The following is a 20,854-nucleotide window of genomic DNA, read 5'->3' as shown; positions in this document are numbered from 1 at the left end:
ATTACACCCCGCTCCCGAGAACTTTAGGTACACGAAAATAGCCGTCCATATATTCACTCGACATCTTCTTCAAATCCGACTGTGTTACGCCTGCTGCAATAACATCACTGCGGAGTAATCCTTCCGAAAGCATTGCCGTGTTGTCCGCCTCGGCAGGCACATCATACTTTTTAAGAATATCAAAATATTCAACAATTTGACCAACCTGTCCGGCAATAGACTCCATGTCGCTATCGTTGGAAGAAAGGCGAGAAAGATAGAGTAAATTGTCAAATACTTCAGGAGTAATTTTACTGTTTTGAGCCATCATTTTTCCTTAATCCATAAATATTTAAGGGGAATCTCAAAACACCGAAGTTTTAGAGATTCCCATTATTTTTAAGAAATACCGAAAATGAGATTATATTTCAGGAACTTCATTTTCATCAGGGACCGCTTCCCGATTCTGAAAAGATAAACGATTTAAGCGGCCGATAATTTCCCGTGTTTGTTCCTGCGATTCCGCCGTTTTTGAAAAAATACGTATTAAGTTGGTAATATTGTCAAGCATTGAATCGATTTCTGCATTAACTCTTTCCGTTGCCTTTGTTAAGCGGCCAAAGCTGGAAACCGTATTTTCACGTGTTTCAATTATGCGGCTATTTTCGTTCTTTAACGCCGTCATTTCTTCCAATACTTCCTTCAGCGTTTGCTCCATACGGGTAGTATGAGCATCCGTATGTCCGATAAAGGTTGCGATTTCCGCGAGCATGTGTTCAAAGTCCGTCACCTTATCGCTAATATCGGCAAAACTCTGAGCTAAAATATCCGTAGCAGAAGCGGTTTCGTCGATGGAAGCAGTAATCTGCTTAATAATTTTTCCGGTTGAATCCGATTCCGCAGATGCCCTCTCAGCCAAATTCCGGATTTCTTCGGCAACAACGGCAAATCCCTTTCCCGCATCTCCGGCATGCGCTGCTTCGATAGCAGCATTCATTGCGAGCATATCCGTCTGCTCGGCGACCTGTGTTATCAACTGGTTGGTTTCAAGCAAAACAGCGGAACGGGTAGTAATATCGGATATTGTCTTGGTCATCTTTGAAAAGTTCGTCTTACCGACTTCATTCGCTTGGAAGATATTCATAAAGTTATCTTGAATAACCTTGAATTTTTCCGTCAGCAGCTTCGTGTTTTGGATTAAGTCCATAAGCTTATCCATTGCATCCTTTGATTTTTCACTTTGCTGCGTAATTTGAGTATCCAAGCCTTCAAGGAAAGTATTTAAATGATTAGTATTGGTTTCCGTATCGATCAAACTCGTTTTCTGTGAGGATACCTCTTCGAGTACCAACTTAATATAGCTTGAAATTTTATCTACATAGGACTGAGCGCTATGCATATTCGAAGTCAGTACGGTATCTTCGTTTGCCAAATCTTCAATAACTTTTTTGATTTCAGCAATAAACATATTCAATTGACCGGAAGAAGCAATGACTTTATCACGCATCAATTCGCTCTCTCGCTTTTCAAAATAAAATATTCTTGCGAATGAGACAGCTTGAATCAGCAGGAAAAAGAGAAGCCCAAAGGGAAGCATTGCCGGCGTTTGAATAATATCCATTCCCTCAAGGATATCGATCAAGGCGGTAATTGTCAGTACGGCAAAGCCGGTTGCAATGAAAGATGCCTCTTTTTCTTTTTTATATATCAGCCGGACGATAAGATAGAGAAGGTATATAACCTCCAAAAGACAAATCAGTTGGTGTATAGAGAGAAACGATGTAAAAAAAGTACCTTTTGTAACAAGCGTTAAAATCCCGTACAACACCCCTTCTGCTACCCAAACGATAACGATAATCTTATTAATATATTTCTTATAAAGCGCATAAAAGTACAGGATGACAGGAATTGAGACCGTTGCAAAGCTGAAATAGTCCATACGAAGCGCTGTCATCCAAGAAAAACCGAATAAATCGCATCCGATCATCGTCCCTGTTGAAAGTATTCGTATCATAACGATAAACACGAGCAGGGTAAAATATAAAATACTGATTTCTTTTGATCTGAAAATAAACAATATCAAATGGTAAAGACCGAGCGCTAATGCAAAGCTGAAAATCATTGCTTCGATAAGCTTACGCTGATATATCGACGATTCGATGACGGATGTTTTATTAAGAATAACAGGATTGTATATACCTTGTTTTTTGTGATCAATACTCTTTATTTGAATCAAAAGATCGATCTGCGTTTCGCCTGAGGGTAAGACAAAACAAGAAGATTGCGCATCTGTAAGTTTTCTCCCGGAGATATTATATGCGTCAAGTTGCACACTGTTTGCAAATACGGTCAGCGAAGGGAATCTGTTTTTCAGATACAGCGAAAGAGAAGGCGCTCCTTTAGGCAACAGCAGTCTTATCGCATATGTCGCATAGCCGTTTGAAGGATATGCTTTCCCCTGTCCCGCTGCTTTAGCAGTCCAAGAGGACGGTACCGCTATATAGTCTGACGGTTCTTTCCAATCTTCCAGAAATTCATTCCAGAAAAAGCCGTAAGTACCGTTAAGCGACACTTTTCCCTTGGTATCAAAATTCCAGTTTCGTAAATCGATTACGCCGCCTTGTACCGTCGGTGCAGTTTCTGCATAGACAGCCATGCTGCTTCCCAAAAAAACAAACGCCGCTAATACGGCGGAAAAAAGACATTTTTTATGATGGACAGCTTTTTTAAACAGTGAACCGAGACGAACCGCTTCGGTATATTTTTCACCGGGATGAGAAATTAATTCTTTCATGCTGTAATTCTCCATACTGTATGCCGTTATCACAAGGGCATGACAAACCATCCCTGTTATAAACCGGCTATTTTTAATACTATCATTATAAACTAAAAGTATGAATTATGCTAGCGCCTTTCTTTTTTTATCGATAGGATAAAAATGAATAAGTATAAAACCCGATAGACACACGGCAGCAGCAATCGGTCCGGCAATAAGTCTAATGGCAAATATCGTGTTGGGAGACTGGAGTGTATCGGCACGGTAACCGGCAGCACTGAGGATTAAACCTGAAACACCGGTCGAAACAGCCTGTCCGAGCTTACTGGCAAAGGTCCACACTCCGTAATAACAGCCCTCGTTGCGTACCGTATCGGGCTGCCATGCAATCGCATCAGGCAGCATTGCCCACGGCGTAGCAAAAGCAAAACCCACCCCGACCCCCGCACAGACAAACAAGAGCGCCAAACCGGTTAATCCGATACGGTGTCCCGTAAAAAAGATAACCATCGTAGAAACGCACAATACGGCAAGACCGACTCGGTACGAAACATTTTTTCCCAACATATTTGAGCATTTTGCCGCAACAGGAATCGAAATAATAGCCGTTATCAGCAACAACCCCATAGTCGTACTTGAAAACGATTCTGCTTGGTAAATGTACTTTAGATAATACACCACCATTCCCTGCAAAAAATTGAGTGCTGTAATATGCAGCACAAAAATAGCCAGCAGCACCGTGTATGCGGAATTTTTAAATACGGAGCGGTAGGCGGATAAGAACGCTTCCGTTTTTTTCTTACCGTGTTTTTGCGGTACAGCAGACTCCCGCACTGCAAAAAAGGTGATAAGCGTTGTTATTATGATAATACCGCCGATAACGCCCCCTGCCGCCGAAAATCCTGAGGCTTTGGACGAAAACATATTGACAATCGGCATCACAATCACGGCGCCCATTATCGTACCGATTCCGGCACATAAAAAGCGGTAAGCATTTAATGAGGTTTGCTCGTTATAATCCGAGGTTAATTCGGGAGTTAGTGCAGAATACGGAATATTCACGAGGGTCATCGCCGTATTGACCAAACAAAGCATCAGCAATGCCCACCAAAAAAGCGTTGTTTGACCGGTAAGTGAAGGCTTGGTAAAAAACAGCCACACCGAAAGACCGAAGGGCAGTGCTCCAAACAAAAGATACGGACGGCGTCTGCCGAAACGTGTACGGGTATTGTCGGAAAAAAAGCCGACAATAGGGTCGGTTACGGCATCCCATATTTTTGCCGCCATAATAGCGATACCGGCAAGGGCGGGCGCCAGATACACCGTATCGGTAAGATAGGTCAATGTCCAAAAACCCATAGCTGTAAAAAATAAATTCCCGCCGATATCGGCAATGCCGAATCCGATTTTTTTCCGTACCGGCAGCCGTGTTTCGGCTAATTTCACTTCCGTAATCGGCACTTCCGCACTCTCGGCAATGTTTTTTTCATTCATAGTTTTTTTACTCATAGACGGTAATAATCTGCGGGAGTGCACGCTCTTTTAAGATACGGTTTATGCCAAAAGCGATAGCCGCCCCTACGGCAAGGCCGGCGGCGATACCGGCAAGCGCAAGCCCTTCGCTTTGCGTCCGTAAAAAGATTGCGGTAAAAGCACCTGCCGAAAGGATAAGCGGAATCCCCACTGCACATAGTCCCTGAAAACGGGCTGCCTTCTCGGAAATAAAGACGCCGACCTTGTTCCCAATCCATAAATCTTTTCCCGAAACGTTCAGCGCATCGACAACATTTCCCTGCACCACCAGCAAGCCGTCTTTACTGCCTCCTCCGCAGCCATGACAACCGCCGCCGCATGATGCGCATCCGCTGCGGCTATCGGTAGATTTAATGGAACAAAGATCCGCTTCGGGGGTATCGTATTCAATAGTTGCAATCTGCATACCGTTCCGTTTTGTTATCGGCATACGTATCACTCTTCCTGTTTTTTCCATTAAAAGCCCTCCAAAATTACATACGGATATATGTTATGATGACTGCGGCACCGCAGCGGCAGGCATTTCGATACGGACTCGTTCTATCGACAAGGCGCCGCCCGCCCCGTCCAGCTCAATATCCAGCCCTTGCACACAGACCCGCTGCCATGTTTCTTGCGGATACTCAAAAAGGCCGGTACGGTATTCCCGTATCTTACCGGACGGGGCATGTCCGCCGACGGAGTCAAAGCTGCCGGTTCGTCCCGCATCCGTGATATAGGCGGTTTTTCTGCCATGCTGCCCGCAGTATGCTTCTACCGCTCCCGTCTGTGCGTTAATAAGCGCATCTGCGGCATCGGTACCGGAGAAACCGGATTCGGCGGACATCAGCCGCTCATCGGCTGCGGCGGCGCCCGTACCCGACCCGATCAACGCGGAGAGCCTCCCTGCAAGAAAGAATGCCATAGTCTGCTTTTCGGCAGTTGCGGTTGAAGAAAAATCGGCCACGATAAACGGCGTTTCCCTTTCTATCTTCGGAAGCAGCGCCTGCATCAACGCAAACGGATTATCCGCTAAAAGCCGATGATGCCCTACCCGCCCCAAAATCGAAATAACTGCAAGTTTTTCCCCGTTCCGTGCTGTAAAATAGCGGTAACCGGCTCCCGAACTGTACTCCGGTAGATTACAAGGACGCAGGACAAACGGCATATTCGGGAGGTTCTCGACTAAATCTTTTTTTTGAAAGATACAATCCCCGCCGGTGATACAATCGATCCCCATTTTTCTTAAATAACCGGCATGTTGCTTACCGAGCCCGCCTGCACCTGTCGCCATACCGGCATTTGCGATAATAAAGTCAGGCTGATAGCGGCGCTTAATTTCCGCAATATTTTTTCTAACCACCCACACGCCTGCTTTACCGGTAATTTCGGCGATATAAAAAATTCTCACGGCTCGTTCCGCTTTTGTACGAATGTGTCCGGATTTTTTAATGCCAGTCTATCGATTATTTTAGTACATTTTTTTGCAAGTTTTTTGTTTCCCAGCATCGTATAGGTATCGCGTAAATTAAAAAGTGTATCCTCAGAATCGGGAGCAAGTGTCAAAGCCGATTCAAAGGCACGGCGGGCTTGTTCGTATTTTTCTTCATTAAAAAGGAGCGTACCGTAGTTATTCCAAATGCGGCCGTTTTCGGTCTCAAGCTCAAGTGCTTTCGTATATGCAAGCCGAGAAGCCTCCATCTCGCCGGTTTCATGGAGAACAACTCCCAACGTATCCCAAATATCTGCATCAAAGGGATTACAGCGCGCTGCCTCATAGAGCGCATAGCGGGAGTTATCTTTATCATCAAGCGCATAGTAACTGAGCCCGAGGTTAAACCACATCAAACTGCTGAACGGTTCAAGCTGCAAACCGCGGCGGAGACACGCGATCGCTTCGCTATGACATCCCTCGGCGGCGAGCATCACTGCACTGTCATTAAAAAAATCGGCTGTTTCTTGCATATTTTAAATATATACTATTTTATGAAAAACCTCAATCGATGCAATCAATACCGCCGATGTATTTGCCGGTATTGAAACGGCCGTTCCATACTCTCCTTGACGCCTTTCACCTTTCCCATTAGAATTTCAAAGATAAGGAAATTAGGAATGGATATTATTAAACGGAACGGAGAAAAGGAAGCCTACAATGCCGAAAAAATTACACTGGCGATGCAGGCAGCATTTAACAGCGTAACAGGTACGGCAGCGCAGCGCAATAATGGAAACAGCGCGGTGCTTTTGCAGCAGATGACAGCAGAAATCGAAGCTGATATACATGAACTGAGTAAAAACGGCAGTCCGGTGCAGGTTGAAACCATTCAAGATTTGGTTGAAAAAACAATGATCGAGCATAATTGCTATGCCGAGGTTAAAAATTTTATTCTTTACCGTGTTGAGCAGACAAAAAAACGGGATGCACGGCATGCTATCGCCGCTCATTTTACCGCGATTGATATTTTGCCGGTGCTAACCCGCATTCAACAGGATTTTTCTGAAGAGCAATACAGCTTAACCCTGCTCTTTCACAAGTTTGAATCCTTCCGTAAGCAGGATATGACAGAATCGGAATTACTCGCCTTGCTGATAAAGGCTGCTGTTGAGCTCACTGCACAGGAGGCTCCCCGTTGGGAGTTTATTGCCGCCCGCTTTTTAATGCTCGACTTTTCCGAAAAGCTGAAAGCCGAACTTGCCAAGCGGAACATCCGATCATTCTACGAAAAGCTCACCTATCTGGAAGAAAAAGGGCTCTACGGCGCGTATATCCGTGCAGGGTATTCAAAAGAAGAGCTGGAAAAAGCCTATTCATATATTGATAACGGTAAAAACGACCTTTTTACCTATAGCGGCTTGGATTTGCTTTTGCGCCGGTATGTTATTTCCACACGAGGACATATTCCGCTCGAAACACCGCAGGAGATGTTCTTGGGGATCGCCTTACACCTCGCGTTGCATGAAAAAAATGACCGGATGGAATGGGTACGCCGATTTTACCTCATGCTGAGCAGCTTGCAGGTTACCATGGCGACGCCGACTCTTTCCAATGCCCGCAAGCCCTATCATCAACTTTCGTCCTGTTTTATCGACACCGTTCCCGACTCCCTCGACGGGATTTACCGCAGCATCGATAACTTCGCAAAGATTTCCAAATTCGGCGGCGGCATGGGACTGTACTTCGGCAAGGTGCGGGCAGTCGGCGCCCCCATCCGCGGGTTCCAAGGGGCGGCAGGAGGGGTCATCCGCTGGATAAAACTTGCAAACGATACCGCTGTCGCCGTCGATCAGCTGGGGGTGCGACAGGGTTCGGTAGCGGTGTACTTGGACGTATGGCACAAGGATATCCCGGAGTTTTTGCAGCTCCGAACCAATAACGGCGACGACCGGATGAAGGCGCACGATGTATTCCCTGCAGTGTGCTGCCCCGACCTCTTCTGGCGCACCGTCGATGAGGACATCAATGCCCCGTGGTACCTGATGTGCCCGCACGAAGTCCTCACGGTAAAAGGCTATGCGCTGGAAGACTTCTACGGCGAAGAATGGGAAAAACACTACAAGGATTGTATCAACGATAACAGGATTTCAAAACGGGAAATCCCGATAAAAGAGCTGGTGCGCCTCATCCTAAAATCAGCGGTAGAAACCGGTACGCCGTTCATCTTTAACCGCGACCATGCGAACCGCGCTAACCCGAACGGACATAAGGGCATGATCTATAGCTCCAACCTCTGTACCGAAATTGCACAGAATATGAGCCCGATCGAAACGGTGAACACCGAAATTAAAACACAGGATGGGGAGACCGTAGTTGTAACCGTTACAAAGCCCGGCAATTTCGTCGTCTGTAATCTTGCTTCACTTGTACTCGGCAATATCGACACCGATAACGAAGCCGAGCTGGAAGGTGTCATAGAAGCGGCGGTGCGTGCTTTAGACAATGTAATCGATCTCAATTTTTATCCCGTACCGTATGCAAAGATCACCAACGAGCAGTACCGCGCTATCGGCTTAGGCGTTTCGGGCTATCATCATTTACTGGCGAAAAAACACATTGCGTGGGAAAGCGAGGCGCATCTCCGCCTTGCCGATGAGTTGTTTGAAAAAATCAATTACTACGCAGTGCAGGCGAGTATGCGGATTGCTGAAGAGAAAGGTTCGTACCGCCTCTTTGAAGGCAGCGATTGGCAAACCGGCGCGTATTTTGACAAACGCGGCTATCATTCCGAACAATGGAACACGCTGCGGGATGCAGTTGCCCGACACGGTATGCGGAACGGCTATCTTTTAGCGGTCGCTCCGACCAGTTCCACCTCGATTGTCGCAGGCACTACCGCCGGCATCGATCCCATTATGAAGCGCTATTTTTTGGAGGAAAAGAAAGGCTCATTGGTACCCCGTGTTGCCCCTGCCCTCTCGCTCGAAACCTATTGGCTGTATAAAAACGCCCACACCATCGATCAGCTCTGGAGCATCCGCGCCTGCGGTCTCCGCCAGCGTCATATCGATCAGGGGCAATCCATGAACTTCTATATTACCAACGAGTACAGCTTCCGACAAGTGCTCAACCTGTATGTTGAAGCATGGAAAAACGGCATAAAATCTGTCTATTATGTCCGCAGCCGCTCCCTCGAAGTGGAAGAATGCGAAAGCTGCAGCTCGTAGCGAAAACATATTCAACGATTGCTCATCTTTCTCATAATTGGCAAGCTAATCGGTTGCAGTAAATACTAAAACTCGCTATAATACGCACTATGATTTTTCCGTTAAAAGAATTGATTGAATTCAAAGGCAATATTTACGAAATTACCTGTGCTGCAACACGGCGCGCTTTTCAGCTGGTAACTATTCAAGATCCGATACTCGAAGAAAACAACGATAAGGTTGTGTGCACTGCAGCGTCGCAAGTGTTTACCGGTGCTATCGACTATAAAATAGAATACCGCCCCGATCATTCCTAATTCTTGATATCGACACATACCATTCCGGTCGCGGTTATTTTCGGGGCTACCGCCTGCGGGAAAACCGCGCTTGCCGCTCATCTTTTTACTTCTCCTGTTAACTCCATTAAAGCGGAGATTATATCTGCCGATTCGGTGCAGGTATATCGCGGTATGCCGATCGGTTCGGCTCAGCCTCCGCAAGAGCTTCTCGATACGCTCCCCCATCACCTCATCGGGATATGTAACCCTTCCGAAGAATTTTCCGTAGCGGACTTTGTACGCAGCGCGGATGCACTCTGCCAGGACATTGCAAGCCGCGGCAAACTGCCGGTTGTGCTTGGCGGGACGGCTTTTTACATTAAACATTTTATGTACGGTATGCCGGTTACCCCGCAGGCGGATCCGGTTTTACGTGCACAATTGCAGGAACGGATGCAGCGTGTCGGCGCCGCGGCAATGCACGCGGAACTTGCGTCTTTTGACCCCACATCGGCAGCCAAGATCCACATCCATGACGAATACCGTATCATCCGCGCGCACGAGGTGTATTGCGCCTCAGGGCGGCCGCTCAGCTCATTCGAGCTGTCGTACCGTTATCGCGAGGGTTTCCGCTTTTGTCCGATATGTTTAGACCGCCCTCGCGATGAACTGTACCGGCGCATCGAAATCCGTGTCGATGAGATGTTTGCGCAAGGATTGCAACAGGAAATTGCGCAGCTCGTTTCCGAAGGGTGTACAGCCGAATATCCTGCAATGAAAGCAATCGGTTACCGAGAGTTTTTTGAGCTTTCCCCCGATGCGCCGGCGGCCGCCCCACTCGATGCGGTGAAAGACCTCATTAAGCGCAACAGCAAACGGTACGCCAAACGGCAGCAAACCTTTTTCCAATCCTTTCCGAATATTCACCGCATCGATATGACCGACTCGAAAAGCGAACAGCAAGTCGTAGAGATACTTCAGCAACTCTGTTATAGAGGATCTCTAGGAATACCAAGGTCTCTCTAAAAACTTGGTTAGATTTTTTGCCGTCCTTATCGGTTTTCGGCGTCAATTTTCAACATTCGTTTTCGATTGCCTTGACTAAAGCCGCAAAATAAATTACTATAGTGCTTTCTTGGGCCTATAGCTCAGTTGGTTAGAGCAGCGGACTCATAATCCGCGGGTCGCCGGTTCAAGTCCAGCTGGGCCCATTCTCCCCTCACAACAATTTCTACAAGTAACACCGGAGCGGAACCTACAGCATTGCGCTGTAGAGAACTCACGATTTTCTATCCATTTTTATAAATTGCAAATCGATTAACGTAATCTACTATTGGGAATCTTTGTCCCGGCAAGACGGATGAGTTCTTCTGTTTCAGCCTGTGTATATGGACGGATTGTATTCCATGCGGGATTAAGACAGTTCCCCGGTAAAAAGGGAGCAAAAAACCATGCGGCATCGGAGGGGAGCAATGCTGAAATAGCGCGTATATCCTCGGCGGCTACAAGCGGCGGTACAAGAACAGTTCTATATTCGATTTCTACCGGCCGTCGGAACGTGTGCTTTTCCTGCAAAATCATCAGTGTCCGTTTCAGTGCAGCTTCAGGCTGTTCAGCCGACGGCTCAGTCCCTGCCGGGCAACAAAATTTGAGTTCATGATAACGGGCGGGAGCAGTCTTGATATCAACGGCTATCATATCCGGACAGAGTGCGTCGTCATGCAGGAGGGAATACATCTTATCCGGCAGTAAACCGTTTGTATCAAGCTTAACGGCAAGCCCTGCCTTTCGTGCCCGTAGAATAAGTTCCGGTAAAACCGGAGACAAGAGTGCTTCACCGCCCGAAATAACAAGTCCATGCAATACCGGCTTCCGCTTTTCGATATGTTCATAAACCGCTTCGATCGGTACGTAATCATTCATACCGCCCTGCAATGACTTACCGGCAGGACCTTCCGAAACGGACGCACATACAAGCTCACCGTTATAGCAATACGGGCAGCGCAAGTTACAGCCGGGCAGAAAAACCGCAGCAGCAACCTTGCGCGGATAGTTGACAAGTGTGGTTTTCTGCAGACCGACATTCATAGCTTACGCGATAACCGCTTCAACCGTATATGGAGTTAAGTGATACGCTTTAAGATCGGCAACCGAATATGCACGGGAAAGTTCTTTTTCCGATTCATTATACATGATAACGGTAGGACAGGATCGGACGCCGTGCTTTGCAGCTGCTTTAATACCTTCTTCGGTGTCGGCATCGATATAATGGATGTCAATACCGAGATTATTGCAGTAATCCTTAACAGGTGGACAGTTGGGACACGTCTTCCGCGTATATACCTCAAAAAAGGCAGGATATTGAATTGATGTTGTTCCCGTATCAACTACGGTACTTTTCCCTGCATAGAGGGGCGTTTTAGGATTTTCGTGTTCGAACATTTTCCGCTCTGAAAACTCTTCACGCTTGCCCTTATTCCAGTTACGGACGGAACGGTAATAACCGACTATGCGTGCATATACTTCCGTTGTAGAACCGTGTACATTTTGCAGCTCAGACTGTGCAGCTGCAATATCAGCATCGATTGCTTCTCTTGTTCTCATGGTATCTTACCCACCTTTATAAAGATATATTTCACTATATGAGTTTATCCATATAGTGTTAATTATGCTTACATTTATGATAATACCACCATATATAGTGTATGTCAAGTAGTCAAATAAAATCCCTCTTTGCCGTAAAACTCGATGTCCTATAGTTGACCAAGTATCGGTTTTCATGTACTATAGCCTGTATTTTATTCTTGTAGGAACATCCCTAAAAGCTGCCGTTTTTAGTAGTTCCCACCATAAATAATTAATTTCAGGGAGGATTAACGTGAGCGTAAAAATCAGACTCAAGAAATTCGGAACAAAAAAGCGTCCGTATTACCGCATCGTGGTACAGGATGTCCGCGAACCCCGTGATGGTAAAACCATCGACGAAGTAGGCATCTATCATCCTATTGAAGCGGAAGACCAGCAGATTGCTTTTGATGCCGATAAAGTACGCGGTTGGCTTAATAAAGGCGCTCAGCCCACCGACACGGTTCGTCACTTGCTCAACAAAAAACAATTCACGTTATAGGTCGGCTATCGAACATGGAACGTGATTTAGTCGAGTACATTGCAAAGTCGCTTGTTGATGATCCCAGTGCCGTTTCCGTATCGGAAAAAGAGACTGACCGCGGTATTGTGCTGGAATTGCGCGTTGCAAGCGGTGATGTAGGAAAGGTAATCGGAAAATTCGGAAGGGTTGCTCAGGCAATTCGGACATTGCTTATGGCATCAGCCGGCCGGAGCGGAACCCGTTATTTGCTGGAAATTCTTGATTAATGGACTGGCTCATAACCGGTAGGATTCGGGGTACATTCGGTCTTGAAGGCTTCCTTAAAATTGAAAGCTGTTCGGGCGAATATGAACATTTTCTAAACTTTAAAGAGATAAAACTGCAGCTTCCATCCAAGGGGACGGAAACACAGCCTCCCGAACTATTCTATCAGGTTGAAGAGTGCGTTGTCCGCGATACGGACGCGTTATTAAAACTACGAGGTATCGATTCGCCCGAAGCGGCAAAGAAGCTGCACGGAGCGGATATATTGGTTCCTCGCGATATGGCTTGCCCGCTCGAACGCGGCGAGTTTTATATCAATGATCTTTGTAATTCTGACCTTGTGTACAAAGGAAATTCTGTGGGTACAATTGCAGATGTAGTGGAAGGCGGAGGCGGATTGTTATTGGAAGTCTCCGAGGCTGCAACAGGCAGAACCGTGTATATTCCGTTTCGTTCCCAATTTATTGGAAAGATAAATATACCGGCAAAGCAGGTTGAGCTTATGCACCGCTGGATTCTCGAATGAGATTCAATGTGCTGACCTTGTTTCCCGAAATACCCGCCGCCTTTTTCGAATCGTCGATCATGGCGAAGGCGGTTGAGCGGGGGCTTATTACCTACAATCTGGTGAATATCCGCGACTTTGCTTACGACAAGCATCGAACCTGTGATGATCTAACCTACGGCGGCGGGGCGGGAATGCTCCTATTGCCGCAGCCGCTTTCGCTCTCGCTCGATTCCGTACAGGCTGCCGAAAAGCGGGTTATCTATGTAACCCCTTCCGGTAAACCCTTGACGCAATCACGTGCAGCGGAGCTTGCACGAGAACAAGAGCTCGTGTTTATCTGCGGCCGCTACGAAGGAATTGATCAGCGAATCATCGACGAATACGTTGACGATGAAATTTCGCTCGGCGACTACGTCATGTCCTCAGGTGAACTTGCTGCACTCGTAATAATAGACGCGGTGTACCGCTTGATCGACGGCGTTATTTCCCGCGAATCCCTTGAAGAGGAGAGCTTTTCCGACGGTTTGTTGGAATACCCCCAGTACACACGGCCGCAGATATTCAGGAACAGAGCAGTTCCTGAAGTGCTTCTGTCCGGCCACCACGAACACATTCGTAAATGGCGGCTTGAACAGCGGATTAGAAAGACGCTTGCCATGCGTCCCGACTTGCTGACAGCAATCCGCAGTTCGCCTGAATGGACAAAAGAAGCGGAACTTATTTTACAGGAGATAACAAATGGCAGAGAATTTAATTCGTAAGATTGAAGAAAAACAAAAGATTGTCGAAAAACCTTCTTTTAGAGTAGGCGATACCGTAAAGGTGCACTTCAAAATTATTGAAGGGAAAACCGAACGTATTCAGATATATGAAGGCTTGGTGCTGTGCTTTAAAAATGCCGGTATCGGCCGGACATTCACGGTAAGAAAGAACTCTTACGGCGTTGGTGTTGAACGCGTATTCCCGCTTCACTCACCGCGTATCGCAAAGGTGGAAGTTGTACATGCCGGTAAGGTACGCCGCGCCAAGCTGTATTACATCCGCGAGAAGATCGGTAAGGCGGCAAAGATTAAGACACTGCTGCAGAAAAAGAACTAGCGGATATGCAAACCGTAGCGGAACGGCCGGCACTCATTATCCCGTTAAGCTGGAACACTGCGCTTAACAAGGCCGTTCTTTTACACGGGAATACCGCTGCAGGTTTTTCCGAAAACGAACCGGTAACGGTTCGGATACTGTCTATCCTTAAAAACAATATGATACGGATTGCCGTCAAGGGAACCGTATTGCAAGCACAGACGAAAGCTCTTTCTCAAGACATTCGAGAAGGAGCTTTTTTATTGATGCGCGTTCATATTGCCGAAAATACGGTGGTACTAATACCGTACCAAAAACATATACTTCCACAAACTCCTCATAACGATGTATTTACTCAACTCGGCATACCGCAGTCAGATCTTACGGCAGCACTCATTGCTTTTTTTCGCGAAAACGAACAGCCGCTTCAATCCCGACAACTGTTAAAAATTCTTTCATCGCTTCATGCTTTTGCCCCGCACGAAAAAAAAGCCGCTTTCGCTGCTGCTCTCCTCTACTCCCGCGGACTAGAACCTTCACCGCAGCTGATTGCACAATGCCTTGCAGCGCTTTTCGGACTTTCAGACACACACCTTGAAAAACCGATCGATGCTCCGGAAGATGACGATCTTTTCCGTTTTCTCAATCATGTAAAAGCCGGTAAAAACCATTGGGTCGTATTCCCGTTTGAAAAACAACTCGACACACTCTGGAAGGGATCGGCCGCTTTTCTACTTAACCTGCAGGATACCGTGTGCCGTGAATGCTGCCTGAGAGTACGAAACGAAGAAAAGCAGGAATCATGGACGTTTACACTCAAAAACAATACCTGCCTTTTTTCCTATCAGGGAACAGCAGCACTTCCAGCACAGAAACGAGAAGCACTCACGGCATTGCTGCAGGATTGTCTGGAATCCGCAGGAGTTACGTCATATACCGTACACTATGCCGATGGTAATATAGAAGAAAATCATGCTCTTGCATCAATTGATATATCAGTGTAGAATGAGCTAGGAGTGGGTATGACTTTTTTATATTACCGTAAAGATGAAAAGCGATAATATGAGCAAAGTACGGGATTGTTCGGTAGCATTGTCATATACATTCGGAGAGAGTGTTCCGCTGATCACCGCCTCAGGACGCGGTGCGGTTGCTCAAAAGATACGGGAAATTGCAGATAAATGTCATATTCCCCTTATCAATAACCCTCTGTTGGCGGAAGTGTTGGTTGAAGCTGAAATAGGCTCTTGTATTCCAGAAGAAACGTATCAAGCGGTTGCCGCTCTTTTTGCATTTCTTCAAAAAAAGGATGGGATAATCGGTGCTTAGGCGAATTAAGGTAGAAGATTTAAAAGAGGGCATGATATTTTCAGAGCCGCTTTTCTTTGATGACGGTAAGAACAAAGTCCTCGGCAAAGGATATCCGGTTTCTGAACGTGAACTATCGGTATTAAAGCAATGGAAAGTGCCTTTTGTTATGACAGCCGGTAAAAGCATAAAAAAAAGAGCAGAAGTAGCTGAATTGGTTGAAGAATTAGATGCACTACCTGATGAAGGAGCTCCTACTACCGCTAAGTCTGCCGGTAAAAATGCTCAAAAGAAAACAGCAGAAGAAAATACCATTTTACAGTTACCGGATATTTTAACGCACAGCGAACTGTATACCGAATATTTGGCAATTATCCTCACATTGGATATTTTTTTAACCGAGGTAAAAAAAAGAAAACCCTTATCCCCCCGGCCAATAGATGGAATAGCCCTGAGGCTCCGTAATTTACTTGCAGCCGATAGATCGCTCACTGTTTCATTTATCCTATCAGCCCAAATTCCTGAACGAGATATGGCAAAAGCCCTCGTTGATACTGCTATTTTGGCCGAAACCATTGCAAAATTTATGAATCTGCCCGAAGATTATATTGATGATATAGTACTCGGCTCTCTATTGCACGATTGCGGTATGCTCAAAATTCCCGACACCATTTTAAATAAGAAGACTGCGCTTTCCGATACCGAAATGCAGACTGTTGCAGCCCATACCGTCTATGGCTATAAAGCTGTATTATCGGAGTTTGTGTATACCGAACGAGTCGCAATGCTTGTTCTTGAGCACCATGAACGCTGGGACGGCAAAGGATATCCTAATGGACTTGATAAAGATTCCATCGAAATAGGTGCCCGTATTATTGCTGTTGTAGATGCCTTTGTCGCAATGACCGCACGGAAGGCGTATCGCAGTGCATTACTCGGTTACGATGCAATGAAAACCCTCCTTGCAGATAAAGGCCGCCGCTTTGATTATGAAGTTATCAAAGCGATGATTCAGAGTATCGGCGTATATCCTATCGGCTCAATAGTATTAATGAACGACACCTCCATCGCACGTGTAGTCGGTATAGACCCCGAAGCCCCCTTACGGCCGCTGATTAGAATCCTCATCGATGAAAGCGGACATCTGTATCCTAACAATAAGGGCAAACTCATCGATTTAAAAGAATACAAAAATACTTTTATTGTCAAAGCTATCGATCCGTTGCAGTATCAGCAAAAAAAATGATGGAAGAACGGCTGGGGCCGGCAGGTGAGACATTCGCAGCAAAATGGCTTGAACGGCAAGGGTATTCCATCATTGCCCGAAACTGGCGAACAAGAACAGGGGAAATTGACATCATAGCAGAAAAGGACGAAACGCTTATCTTCTTTGAAGTAAAAACATTACCCCATACGCAGCTTACGGACTTGGATATCATTGTCGGAAATAGAAAACAGGAAAGGATTTGTAAAACCGCTAAATATTTTCTCTTAACTCATCGAAAATATAACAAGATGCATATACGGTTTGATGTTCTTGTGTTGCCGTTTGATCCGCGAACGATAGACACAGCTGAGCCTTTGCATCTAGAGAATGCTTTTGAGGATTATGTATGAATGTTGGCGTGTTTCCAAAGAAAGAGCGGTATACCCCCCGCAAATACTTTACCGAATCCGATTTTCGCGAAATGGAAACAAAACTCAATGATAAGGCATATATTCAAGCTGCGATATACCGATTAGCATCGATATTGACCGAACAGATGATGTATATGAAGGATGAAGAATAATATGAATAATAGGCGGGGACATAGAAAAGAAAACCGTTATACAGAAAATACCACGGTGAATAATAAACCGTATATCAACACACAACATGAGGAACCTACCGAACTTTTTATCTGTACACGGTGCGGCAAACCGATCAAAGATTTAAGCGCCGCATTAGCGGATAAAACAGACGGCAAGCCTGTGCATTTCGATTGCGTATTGAATTTTTTAAAGCAAAACGAAGTCTTACACGAAAATGAAGCGATTTCGTATATCGGTCAAGGCAGATTTGCCGTTATCAAATACGCCTCAATGGTAACGATGAAAGAATTCACTATCGTTAGAATCATCGAGTGGGAAGATAAAAACCAGCGCGCAGAATGGCGCGGCACCATTGCCGACCGTTTCAGCTTAATCGATTAACCTTGTTGAGCAGTTGTACATCCTTGTACAACTGCTCAACGACGCTTCACCGAATTTGTTGCACTTTCCTTGCCCAACGAATTAATGCATTGCCAATTAAATCAGTGTTTCTACATCTTCCTTATTTAGGCCTGTTGCTTTTGTGATATTTTCCACAGATAAGCCGAATTGCAAAAGATTTTTTGCCGTTTCAATCTTTGCTTGATGGGAACCTTTTGCTTCCCCTTCATCAAAGGCATCCATAAGAGCTGCCGGTAAAATATGGTATTCTCTCCGTGCTAATTCGTTCTGTTTTACCGTCTGTATCATCTGTTCTATCCTCCCTGTATATTCAGTCGTCACCTTACCGGTTTTGACGTACTGTAAAAAACCTTGTAAGTCTTTATTATCTGCTGTGTTAAACGCATTTGCATTCAGTATAATCTTTTTTGTTCCATCCTGTAAGAGGATAGTTTTATCTTCTATGCAAACGTTCTCAAACGTGTAGATAGCTCGATTCTTTCCTACAGGATCAAACAAACAAATAAAGATAATAAAACTATCATTTAGCGCCTTATAAGAATATCCCTGATCAAGAAATGCAACGTCAAGAGCGGCTTGATAGTATCTCATCCGTTTCGGAATGTTATATTGGTTAGCAACTTGTATATTCCTTTCGGTTTGAACAAAAAGCCCAGAAACGGAACACCGCTTGCGGTTTTGCCGCAAGTTTCTTCCTTTAGGATTAAAAGTAACTCCTCTCCCAAATCTCCCCTAAGAACCCGCCTTGGTTCCAAGACATAGTTCTGAATAAAAACTGTTTTCTCCTGCTGCAACAAATTCTTTGGTAACGGCGATAATTTTATGACCGCGTAAAAAAGCATTCTTATAAATTCGGCAACACAGAAATTTTCACATTTCGAGGCTGCCGAATTGTTGCGTTTTCGTAAAGCAATGCTTAACGAAAACGTTCTGAATAAGTAATATTGACCTGTCTGATTTGTGCACAACGCAATTGGTTTTTCAGCAGCGGCACGGATGCCGCTGATTCCATGCAGCAGCGACGTTTGAGGCGAAGTCTCAAACTCGTCGATGAAAAATGTACACGGATGTACATTTTTCATCAGGGGCGCGAGACCACACGAACCCCCAGATCGGTGTAGCTGTCGCCCGGGTCGATGCCATACCGATCAGCTCGAGTGGCGTTGCTCGCACCATCGCCCCAGCCACCACCGCGTTCGACGCGGGCATCACCGGAAGCAGCGCCCGTAGGATCCTGCCCGCCTGTAGGCGTACTATCCTTATACTGGTCCCAGCACCATTCCCATACGTTCCCGCTCATATCATACAGCCCGTACCCGTTCGGTGATTTCAGCTTTACTTCGTGCGTTTTACTATCATTGTACCACGCATAATTTACAAGTTTGCTTTCGGTATTCGTTCCCGCCCATTTGTTCTCAGTTCCGCCTTTTGCTGCCCATTCCCATTCAGCTTCAGTCGGCAACCGGAACCCTTTTGCACTCCACTTCACCTGCGGAACCGTTCCGCTATTGGCATCAGACGTCGTATATACGGTACCAAAACCACTGTCGGTGTAATACACGCACTCCCTATCTCCCAGTCCAGCCTTTTTAGTAAGCTCATTGCAAAACGCTATACAAGCATACCAGTTTACCAACTCTACAGGATTTTTAAGACTATCTGTAAAATAACTCGGGTTACCACCCATCACCGCTTGCCACAGCTCCTGCGTTACTTCACTCTCTCCTATCCGGTATGCAGTAAGGCTTACCGTGTGCGGTTGGTTATTGTCTTCATTGGTGTGCCCCACGCTTCCGTCAGTTACGTCTTCAACCTTTTTCATTGTAAACTTTACGCCACCTACAATACCCTCACCGGTTGCAGCATTATAACTACCAGCAGGAGTACTGATTCCTCCGCCTCCCGAGCCTGAACCGGCAGTATGCGGACAACCGGTAAAGACCAGCGATACGGCAAGCATCACCATCGCTGCCCATTTAAAGACTTTTGTCTTTCTGTTCTTCCCTTCCATAAAATTTCTCCTTCAATGTCGTTTTAATTCATAATTTTTAATTACACTTTGCTTATCCCGTATCAAACCACACCGCCTGACGGCTGCTGCGATAGAACGCTCTATTCATAATGTATTTACAATTGAGGTGTCTTTGCATATCTAACGCACAAGATATGCCCAACGCTGCAAAACGCAGGGCTTCTCTAACATGAGAAAACAACACCCCTCTTTTGCTGCCTACAAAAAATGATGAGAGAAAATGATTATATCTGTGAAAAATAGCTGCCCGCTTATCAGGGCGCGGGCAATGCTTACGCCTTGAGTTGCTGAGTTGCTGAGTTGCTGAGTTGCTGAGTTGCTGAGTTGCTGAGTTGCTGAGTTGCTGAGTTGCTGAGTTGCTGAGTTGCTGAGTTGCTGAGTTGCTGAGTTGCTGAGTTGCTGAGTAATTGTCTCCGCAGGTTATATACGTGTCAAGTATCTTTTGCGAACCTTTTTGCACGTTGTGAGAAGATAATTGATATTGTGGTAATACTATGCGTTGATTCAGCATGAAAATATTGTACAAGCAAACAGAAGAGAATGCAATATCTTTTGCAAATATACGACGCATCTGCGTTGTCGCTTAGCAAAAAACAGTCCTCGACGTACAACAAGTACGCCTGCGGGTGTTTTTTGTACGCTCCTAGCATCTACATCGTCTATTTGCAAAATCGCTGGAGGTAGGTATTTTAGAACCGCCAAGGATAGCGGAGGTTCTTTAAAGATGTGAGTTTTTGTATTTTCTATTTGCTGGAGTGATACAATAAAAGTACAGTGCCAAAGTTGTCGAACAAGAGAGGACGAAGGGCAATGAAACGGTACGATGAGAACTTTAAAATCGAGACATTGAAGCTGTCGGACGAGATCGGAGTGAAGAAAGCGTGCGAACAGCTTAACGTAAACTATGGAACATTGGCAGGCTGGATAAAGCAGCGGGTAAAGAAAAACAAAGAAGGAAAAAGTACAGAAGCTGACATTCACAAAGAGAACAGCAGACTCAAAAAAGAGATGGCCGAGCTTAAAAATGCGAATGAGATACAAGACCAGTTCGGTACCTTCGTAGCCGAACTGGTCAACGAGTTCTCAATCGTACAGATAGTACGATTGAGAACATCGCATTTCAAGGTACCCTGTTTCAGAAACTGAAGTTTCTAAA

The 20,854-nt window shown here is 45.7% G+C and carries 25 protein-coding genes, 1 tRNA gene and 1 pseudogene; 16 read left to right on the top strand and 11 right to left on the bottom strand.

The features are described 5' to 3' along the window. Position 1 precedes the first annotated feature (1 nt). The 6 genes from E4N65_RS04525 to E4N65_RS04500 all read right to left on the bottom strand — a co-directional run bounded on the left by E4N65_RS04525 (position 2) and on the right by E4N65_RS04500 (position 6,232). Entirely contained in the window at positions 2-310 is a 309-nt protein-coding gene (locus tag E4N65_RS04525; RefSeq protein ID WP_253674232.1) for an Asp-tRNA(Asn)/Glu-tRNA(Gln) amidotransferase subunit GatC, read from the bottom strand. 90 nt (positions 311-400) lie between these two features. Beyond that, positions 401-2,773 (bottom strand): methyl-accepting chemotaxis protein, encoded by a 2,373-nt coding sequence (locus E4N65_RS04520; protein WP_253674231.1) that lies wholly within the window; start codon positions 2,771-2,773, stop codon positions 401-403. Between the two features lie 105 nt (positions 2,774-2,878). Continuing rightward, on the bottom strand, positions 2,879-4,249 hold the full coding sequence (locus E4N65_RS04515) for an MFS transporter (RefSeq protein ID WP_253674226.1): 1,371 nt from the start codon (positions 4,247-4,249) through the stop codon (positions 2,879-2,881). 7 nt (positions 4,250-4,256) lie between these two features. After that, on the bottom strand, positions 4,257-4,745 hold the full coding sequence (locus tag E4N65_RS04510) for a SoxR reducing system RseC family protein (RefSeq protein ID WP_253674224.1): 489 nt from the start codon (positions 4,743-4,745) through the stop codon (positions 4,257-4,259). A gap of 33 nt (positions 4,746-4,778) precedes the next feature. Beyond that, a complete protein-coding gene (locus E4N65_RS04505) occupies positions 4,779-5,678 on the bottom strand; it encodes a TIGR00282 family metallophosphoesterase (protein WP_253674223.1) in 900 nt (299 codons plus the stop codon). After that, a complete protein-coding gene (locus tag E4N65_RS04500; protein ID WP_253674222.1) occupies positions 5,675-6,232 on the bottom strand; it encodes a tetratricopeptide repeat protein in 558 nt (185 codons plus the stop codon). The genes E4N65_RS04505 and E4N65_RS04500 overlap by 4 nt, the downstream gene beginning before the upstream one ends. A gap of 147 nt (positions 6,233-6,379) precedes the next feature. Here E4N65_RS04500 and E4N65_RS04495 point away from each other — a divergent pair, with 147 nt between their 5' ends. The 4 genes from E4N65_RS04495 (at position 6,380) to E4N65_RS04480 (ending at position 10,397) form a co-directional block, all read left to right on the top strand. Further along, entirely contained in the window at positions 6,380-8,929 is a 2,550-nt protein-coding gene (locus tag E4N65_RS04495; protein WP_253674221.1) for a ribonucleoside-diphosphate reductase subunit alpha, read from the top strand. An 89-nt stretch (positions 8,930-9,018) separates the two neighbouring features. Beyond that, positions 9,019-9,225 (top strand): DNA-directed RNA polymerase subunit omega, encoded by a 207-nt coding sequence (locus E4N65_RS04490; RefSeq protein ID WP_044012743.1) that lies wholly within the window; start codon positions 9,019-9,021, stop codon positions 9,223-9,225. A 3-nt stretch (positions 9,226-9,228) separates the two neighbouring features. Beyond that, positions 9,229-10,212 (top strand): tRNA (adenosine(37)-N6)-dimethylallyltransferase MiaA, encoded by a 984-nt coding sequence (gene miaA / locus E4N65_RS04485; protein WP_253674220.1) that lies wholly within the window; start codon positions 9,229-9,231, stop codon positions 10,210-10,212. 111 nt (positions 10,213-10,323) lie between these two features. Beyond that, a tRNA-Ile gene (locus tag E4N65_RS04480) sits at positions 10,324-10,397 on the top strand. Between the two features lie 106 nt (positions 10,398-10,503). On the opposite strand, the gene E4N65_RS04475 is transcribed toward E4N65_RS04480, so the two are convergent. Continuing rightward, entirely contained in the window at positions 10,504-11,274 is a 771-nt protein-coding gene (locus E4N65_RS04475; protein WP_044012745.1) for a radical SAM protein, read from the bottom strand. A gap of 3 nt (positions 11,275-11,277) precedes the next feature. Beyond that, positions 11,278-11,790, bottom strand: coding sequence for a glutaredoxin family protein (nrdD, locus tag E4N65_RS04470; protein WP_253674219.1), 513 nt, complete (start codon positions 11,788-11,790; stop codon positions 11,278-11,280). 274 nt (positions 11,791-12,064) lie between these two features. Between nrdD and rpsP the strand changes: the two genes are divergently transcribed. From rpsP to E4N65_RS04415, 11 genes are read left to right on the top strand one after another with little or no spacing between them, the layout of a single operon-like run. Continuing rightward, entirely contained in the window at positions 12,065-12,313 is a 249-nt protein-coding gene (gene rpsP, locus E4N65_RS04465; RefSeq protein ID WP_044012752.1) for a 30S ribosomal protein S16, read from the top strand. 14 nt (positions 12,314-12,327) lie between these two features. After that, positions 12,328-12,561, top strand: a complete 234-nt coding sequence (locus tag E4N65_RS04460) for a KH domain-containing protein (RefSeq protein WP_006188554.1) — start codon at positions 12,328-12,330, stop codon at positions 12,559-12,561. Further along, positions 12,561-13,085: a ribosome maturation factor RimM gene (rimM, locus tag E4N65_RS04455; protein WP_253674218.1), complete on the top strand. Its 525-nt coding sequence runs from the start codon at positions 12,561-12,563 to the stop codon at positions 13,083-13,085. The genes E4N65_RS04460 and rimM overlap by 1 nt, the downstream gene beginning before the upstream one ends. Continuing rightward, a complete protein-coding gene (gene trmD, locus E4N65_RS04450; RefSeq protein ID WP_253674217.1) occupies positions 13,082-13,828 on the top strand; it encodes a tRNA (guanosine(37)-N1)-methyltransferase TrmD in 747 nt (248 codons plus the stop codon). The genes rimM and trmD overlap by 4 nt, the downstream gene beginning before the upstream one ends. Further along, on the top strand, positions 13,806-14,165 hold the full coding sequence (gene rplS, locus E4N65_RS04445) for a 50S ribosomal protein L19 (protein ID WP_044012761.1): 360 nt from the start codon (positions 13,806-13,808) through the stop codon (positions 14,163-14,165). Before trmD ends, rplS begins: the two co-directional genes overlap by 23 nt. 5 nt (positions 14,166-14,170) lie before the next feature. Continuing rightward, positions 14,171-15,148: a hypothetical protein gene (locus E4N65_RS04440; RefSeq protein ID WP_253674216.1), complete on the top strand. Its 978-nt coding sequence runs from the start codon at positions 14,171-14,173 to the stop codon at positions 15,146-15,148. A 58-nt stretch (positions 15,149-15,206) separates the two neighbouring features. Next, positions 15,207-15,473, top strand: a complete 267-nt coding sequence (locus E4N65_RS04435; RefSeq protein WP_044016828.1) for an EscU/YscU/HrcU family type III secretion system export apparatus switch protein — start codon at positions 15,207-15,209, stop codon at positions 15,471-15,473. Next, entirely contained in the window at positions 15,466-16,698 is a 1,233-nt protein-coding gene (locus tag E4N65_RS04430) for an HD-GYP domain-containing protein (protein WP_253674214.1), read from the top strand. Before E4N65_RS04435 ends, E4N65_RS04430 begins: the two co-directional genes overlap by 8 nt. Continuing rightward, entirely contained in the window at positions 16,695-17,069 is a 375-nt protein-coding gene (locus E4N65_RS04425) for a YraN family protein (protein ID WP_044012766.1), read from the top strand. Before E4N65_RS04430 ends, E4N65_RS04425 begins: the two co-directional genes overlap by 4 nt. Further along, positions 17,066-17,242 carry a hypothetical protein gene (locus tag E4N65_RS04420; RefSeq protein ID WP_200877759.1) on the top strand — a complete coding sequence of 59 codons (177 nt, stop codon included), beginning with the start codon at positions 17,066-17,068 and terminating at the stop codon, positions 17,240-17,242. Before E4N65_RS04425 ends, E4N65_RS04420 begins: the two co-directional genes overlap by 4 nt. A gap of 1 nt (position 17,243) precedes the next feature. After that, on the top strand, positions 17,244-17,645 hold the full coding sequence (locus tag E4N65_RS04415) for a hypothetical protein (RefSeq protein ID WP_253674213.1): 402 nt from the start codon (positions 17,244-17,246) through the stop codon (positions 17,643-17,645). 96 nt (positions 17,646-17,741) lie between these two features. On the opposite strand, the pseudogene E4N65_RS04410 reads toward E4N65_RS04415, so the two are convergent. From E4N65_RS04410 to E4N65_RS04400, 3 genes and pseudogenes are all read right to left on the bottom strand, one after another. After that, positions 17,742-18,293, bottom strand: a pseudogene (locus E4N65_RS04410) (Rpn family recombination-promoting nuclease/putative transposase); the annotation flags it as partial. A gap of 454 nt (positions 18,294-18,747) precedes the next feature. Next, on the bottom strand, positions 18,748-19,677 hold the full coding sequence (locus E4N65_RS04405) for a formylglycine-generating enzyme family protein (RefSeq protein WP_253674212.1): 930 nt from the start codon (positions 19,675-19,677) through the stop codon (positions 18,748-18,750). Between the two features lie 52 nt (positions 19,678-19,729). Beyond that, positions 19,730-20,269, bottom strand: coding sequence for a hypothetical protein (locus E4N65_RS04400; RefSeq protein WP_253674211.1), 540 nt, complete (start codon positions 20,267-20,269; stop codon positions 19,730-19,732). A gap of 239 nt (positions 20,270-20,508) precedes the next feature. On the opposite strand from E4N65_RS04400, the gene E4N65_RS04395 reads away from it, so the two are divergent. Beyond that, positions 20,509-20,844, top strand: a complete 336-nt coding sequence (locus E4N65_RS04395; protein WP_253674210.1) for a transposase — start codon at positions 20,509-20,511, stop codon at positions 20,842-20,844. Positions 20,845-20,854: the final 10 nt, after the last annotated feature.

This window comes from Treponema sp. OMZ 855, from assembly GCF_024181145.1.
Classification (GTDB): domain Bacteria; phylum Spirochaetota; class Spirochaetia; order Treponematales; family Treponemataceae; genus Treponema.
The sequence above is the reverse complement of the archived record's forward strand: the minus strand, read 5'-3'. Positions and strand labels throughout refer to the sequence as shown.

What these genes read in the sequence shown, in the direction of transcription:
- E4N65_RS04525 (WP_253674232.1), bottom strand. Translation starts at nt 310, where the DNA reads ATGATGGCTCAAAACAGTAAAATTACTCCTGAAGTATTTGACAATTTA.
- E4N65_RS04405 (WP_253674212.1), bottom strand. Translation starts at nt 19,677, where the DNA reads ATGGAAGGGAAGAACAGAAAGACAAAAGTCTTTAAATGGGCAGCGATG.
- E4N65_RS04460 (WP_006188554.1), top strand. Translation starts at nt 12,328, where the DNA reads ATGGAACGTGATTTAGTCGAGTACATTGCAAAGTCGCTTGTTGATGAT.
- E4N65_RS04395 (WP_253674210.1), top strand. Translation starts at nt 20,509, where the DNA reads ATGAAACGGTACGATGAGAACTTTAAAATCGAGACATTGAAGCTGTCG.
- E4N65_RS04490 (WP_044012743.1), top strand. Translation starts at nt 9,019, where the DNA reads ATGATTTTTCCGTTAAAAGAATTGATTGAATTCAAAGGCAATATTTAC.
- E4N65_RS04475 (WP_044012745.1), bottom strand. Translation starts at nt 11,274, where the DNA reads ATGAATGTCGGTCTGCAGAAAACCACACTTGTCAACTATCCGCGCAAG.
- E4N65_RS04520 (WP_253674231.1), bottom strand. Translation starts at nt 2,773, where the DNA reads ATGAAAGAATTAATTTCTCATCCCGGTGAAAAATATACCGAAGCGGTT.
- E4N65_RS04495 (WP_253674221.1), top strand. Translation starts at nt 6,380, where the DNA reads ATGGATATTATTAAACGGAACGGAGAAAAGGAAGCCTACAATGCCGAA.
- E4N65_RS04510 (WP_253674224.1), bottom strand. Translation starts at nt 4,745, where the DNA reads ATGGAAAAAACAGGAAGAGTGATACGTATGCCGATAACAAAACGGAAC.
- E4N65_RS04435 (WP_044016828.1), top strand. Translation starts at nt 15,207, where the DNA reads ATGAGCAAAGTACGGGATTGTTCGGTAGCATTGTCATATACATTCGGA.
- E4N65_RS04415 (WP_253674213.1), top strand. Translation starts at nt 17,244, where the DNA reads ATGAATAATAGGCGGGGACATAGAAAAGAAAACCGTTATACAGAAAAT.
- trmD (WP_253674217.1), top strand. Translation starts at nt 13,082, where the DNA reads ATGAGATTCAATGTGCTGACCTTGTTTCCCGAAATACCCGCCGCCTTT.
- E4N65_RS04420 (WP_200877759.1), top strand. Translation starts at nt 17,066, where the DNA reads ATGAATGTTGGCGTGTTTCCAAAGAAAGAGCGGTATACCCCCCGCAAA.
- nrdD (WP_253674219.1), bottom strand. Translation starts at nt 11,790, where the DNA reads ATGAGAACAAGAGAAGCAATCGATGCTGATATTGCAGCTGCACAGTCT.
- E4N65_RS04400 (WP_253674211.1), bottom strand. Translation starts at nt 20,269, where the DNA reads ATGCGTCGTATATTTGCAAAAGATATTGCATTCTCTTCTGTTTGCTTG.
- rimM (WP_253674218.1), top strand. Translation starts at nt 12,561, where the DNA reads ATGGACTGGCTCATAACCGGTAGGATTCGGGGTACATTCGGTCTTGAA.
- E4N65_RS04425 (WP_044012766.1), top strand. Translation starts at nt 16,695, where the DNA reads ATGATGGAAGAACGGCTGGGGCCGGCAGGTGAGACATTCGCAGCAAAA.
- E4N65_RS04440 (WP_253674216.1), top strand. Translation starts at nt 14,171, where the DNA reads ATGCAAACCGTAGCGGAACGGCCGGCACTCATTATCCCGTTAAGCTGG.
- rplS (WP_044012761.1), top strand. Translation starts at nt 13,806, where the DNA reads ATGGCAGAGAATTTAATTCGTAAGATTGAAGAAAAACAAAAGATTGTC.
- E4N65_RS04515 (WP_253674226.1), bottom strand. Translation starts at nt 4,249, where the DNA reads ATGAATGAAAAAAACATTGCCGAGAGTGCGGAAGTGCCGATTACGGAA.
- E4N65_RS04500 (WP_253674222.1), bottom strand. Translation starts at nt 6,232, where the DNA reads ATGCAAGAAACAGCCGATTTTTTTAATGACAGTGCAGTGATGCTCGCC.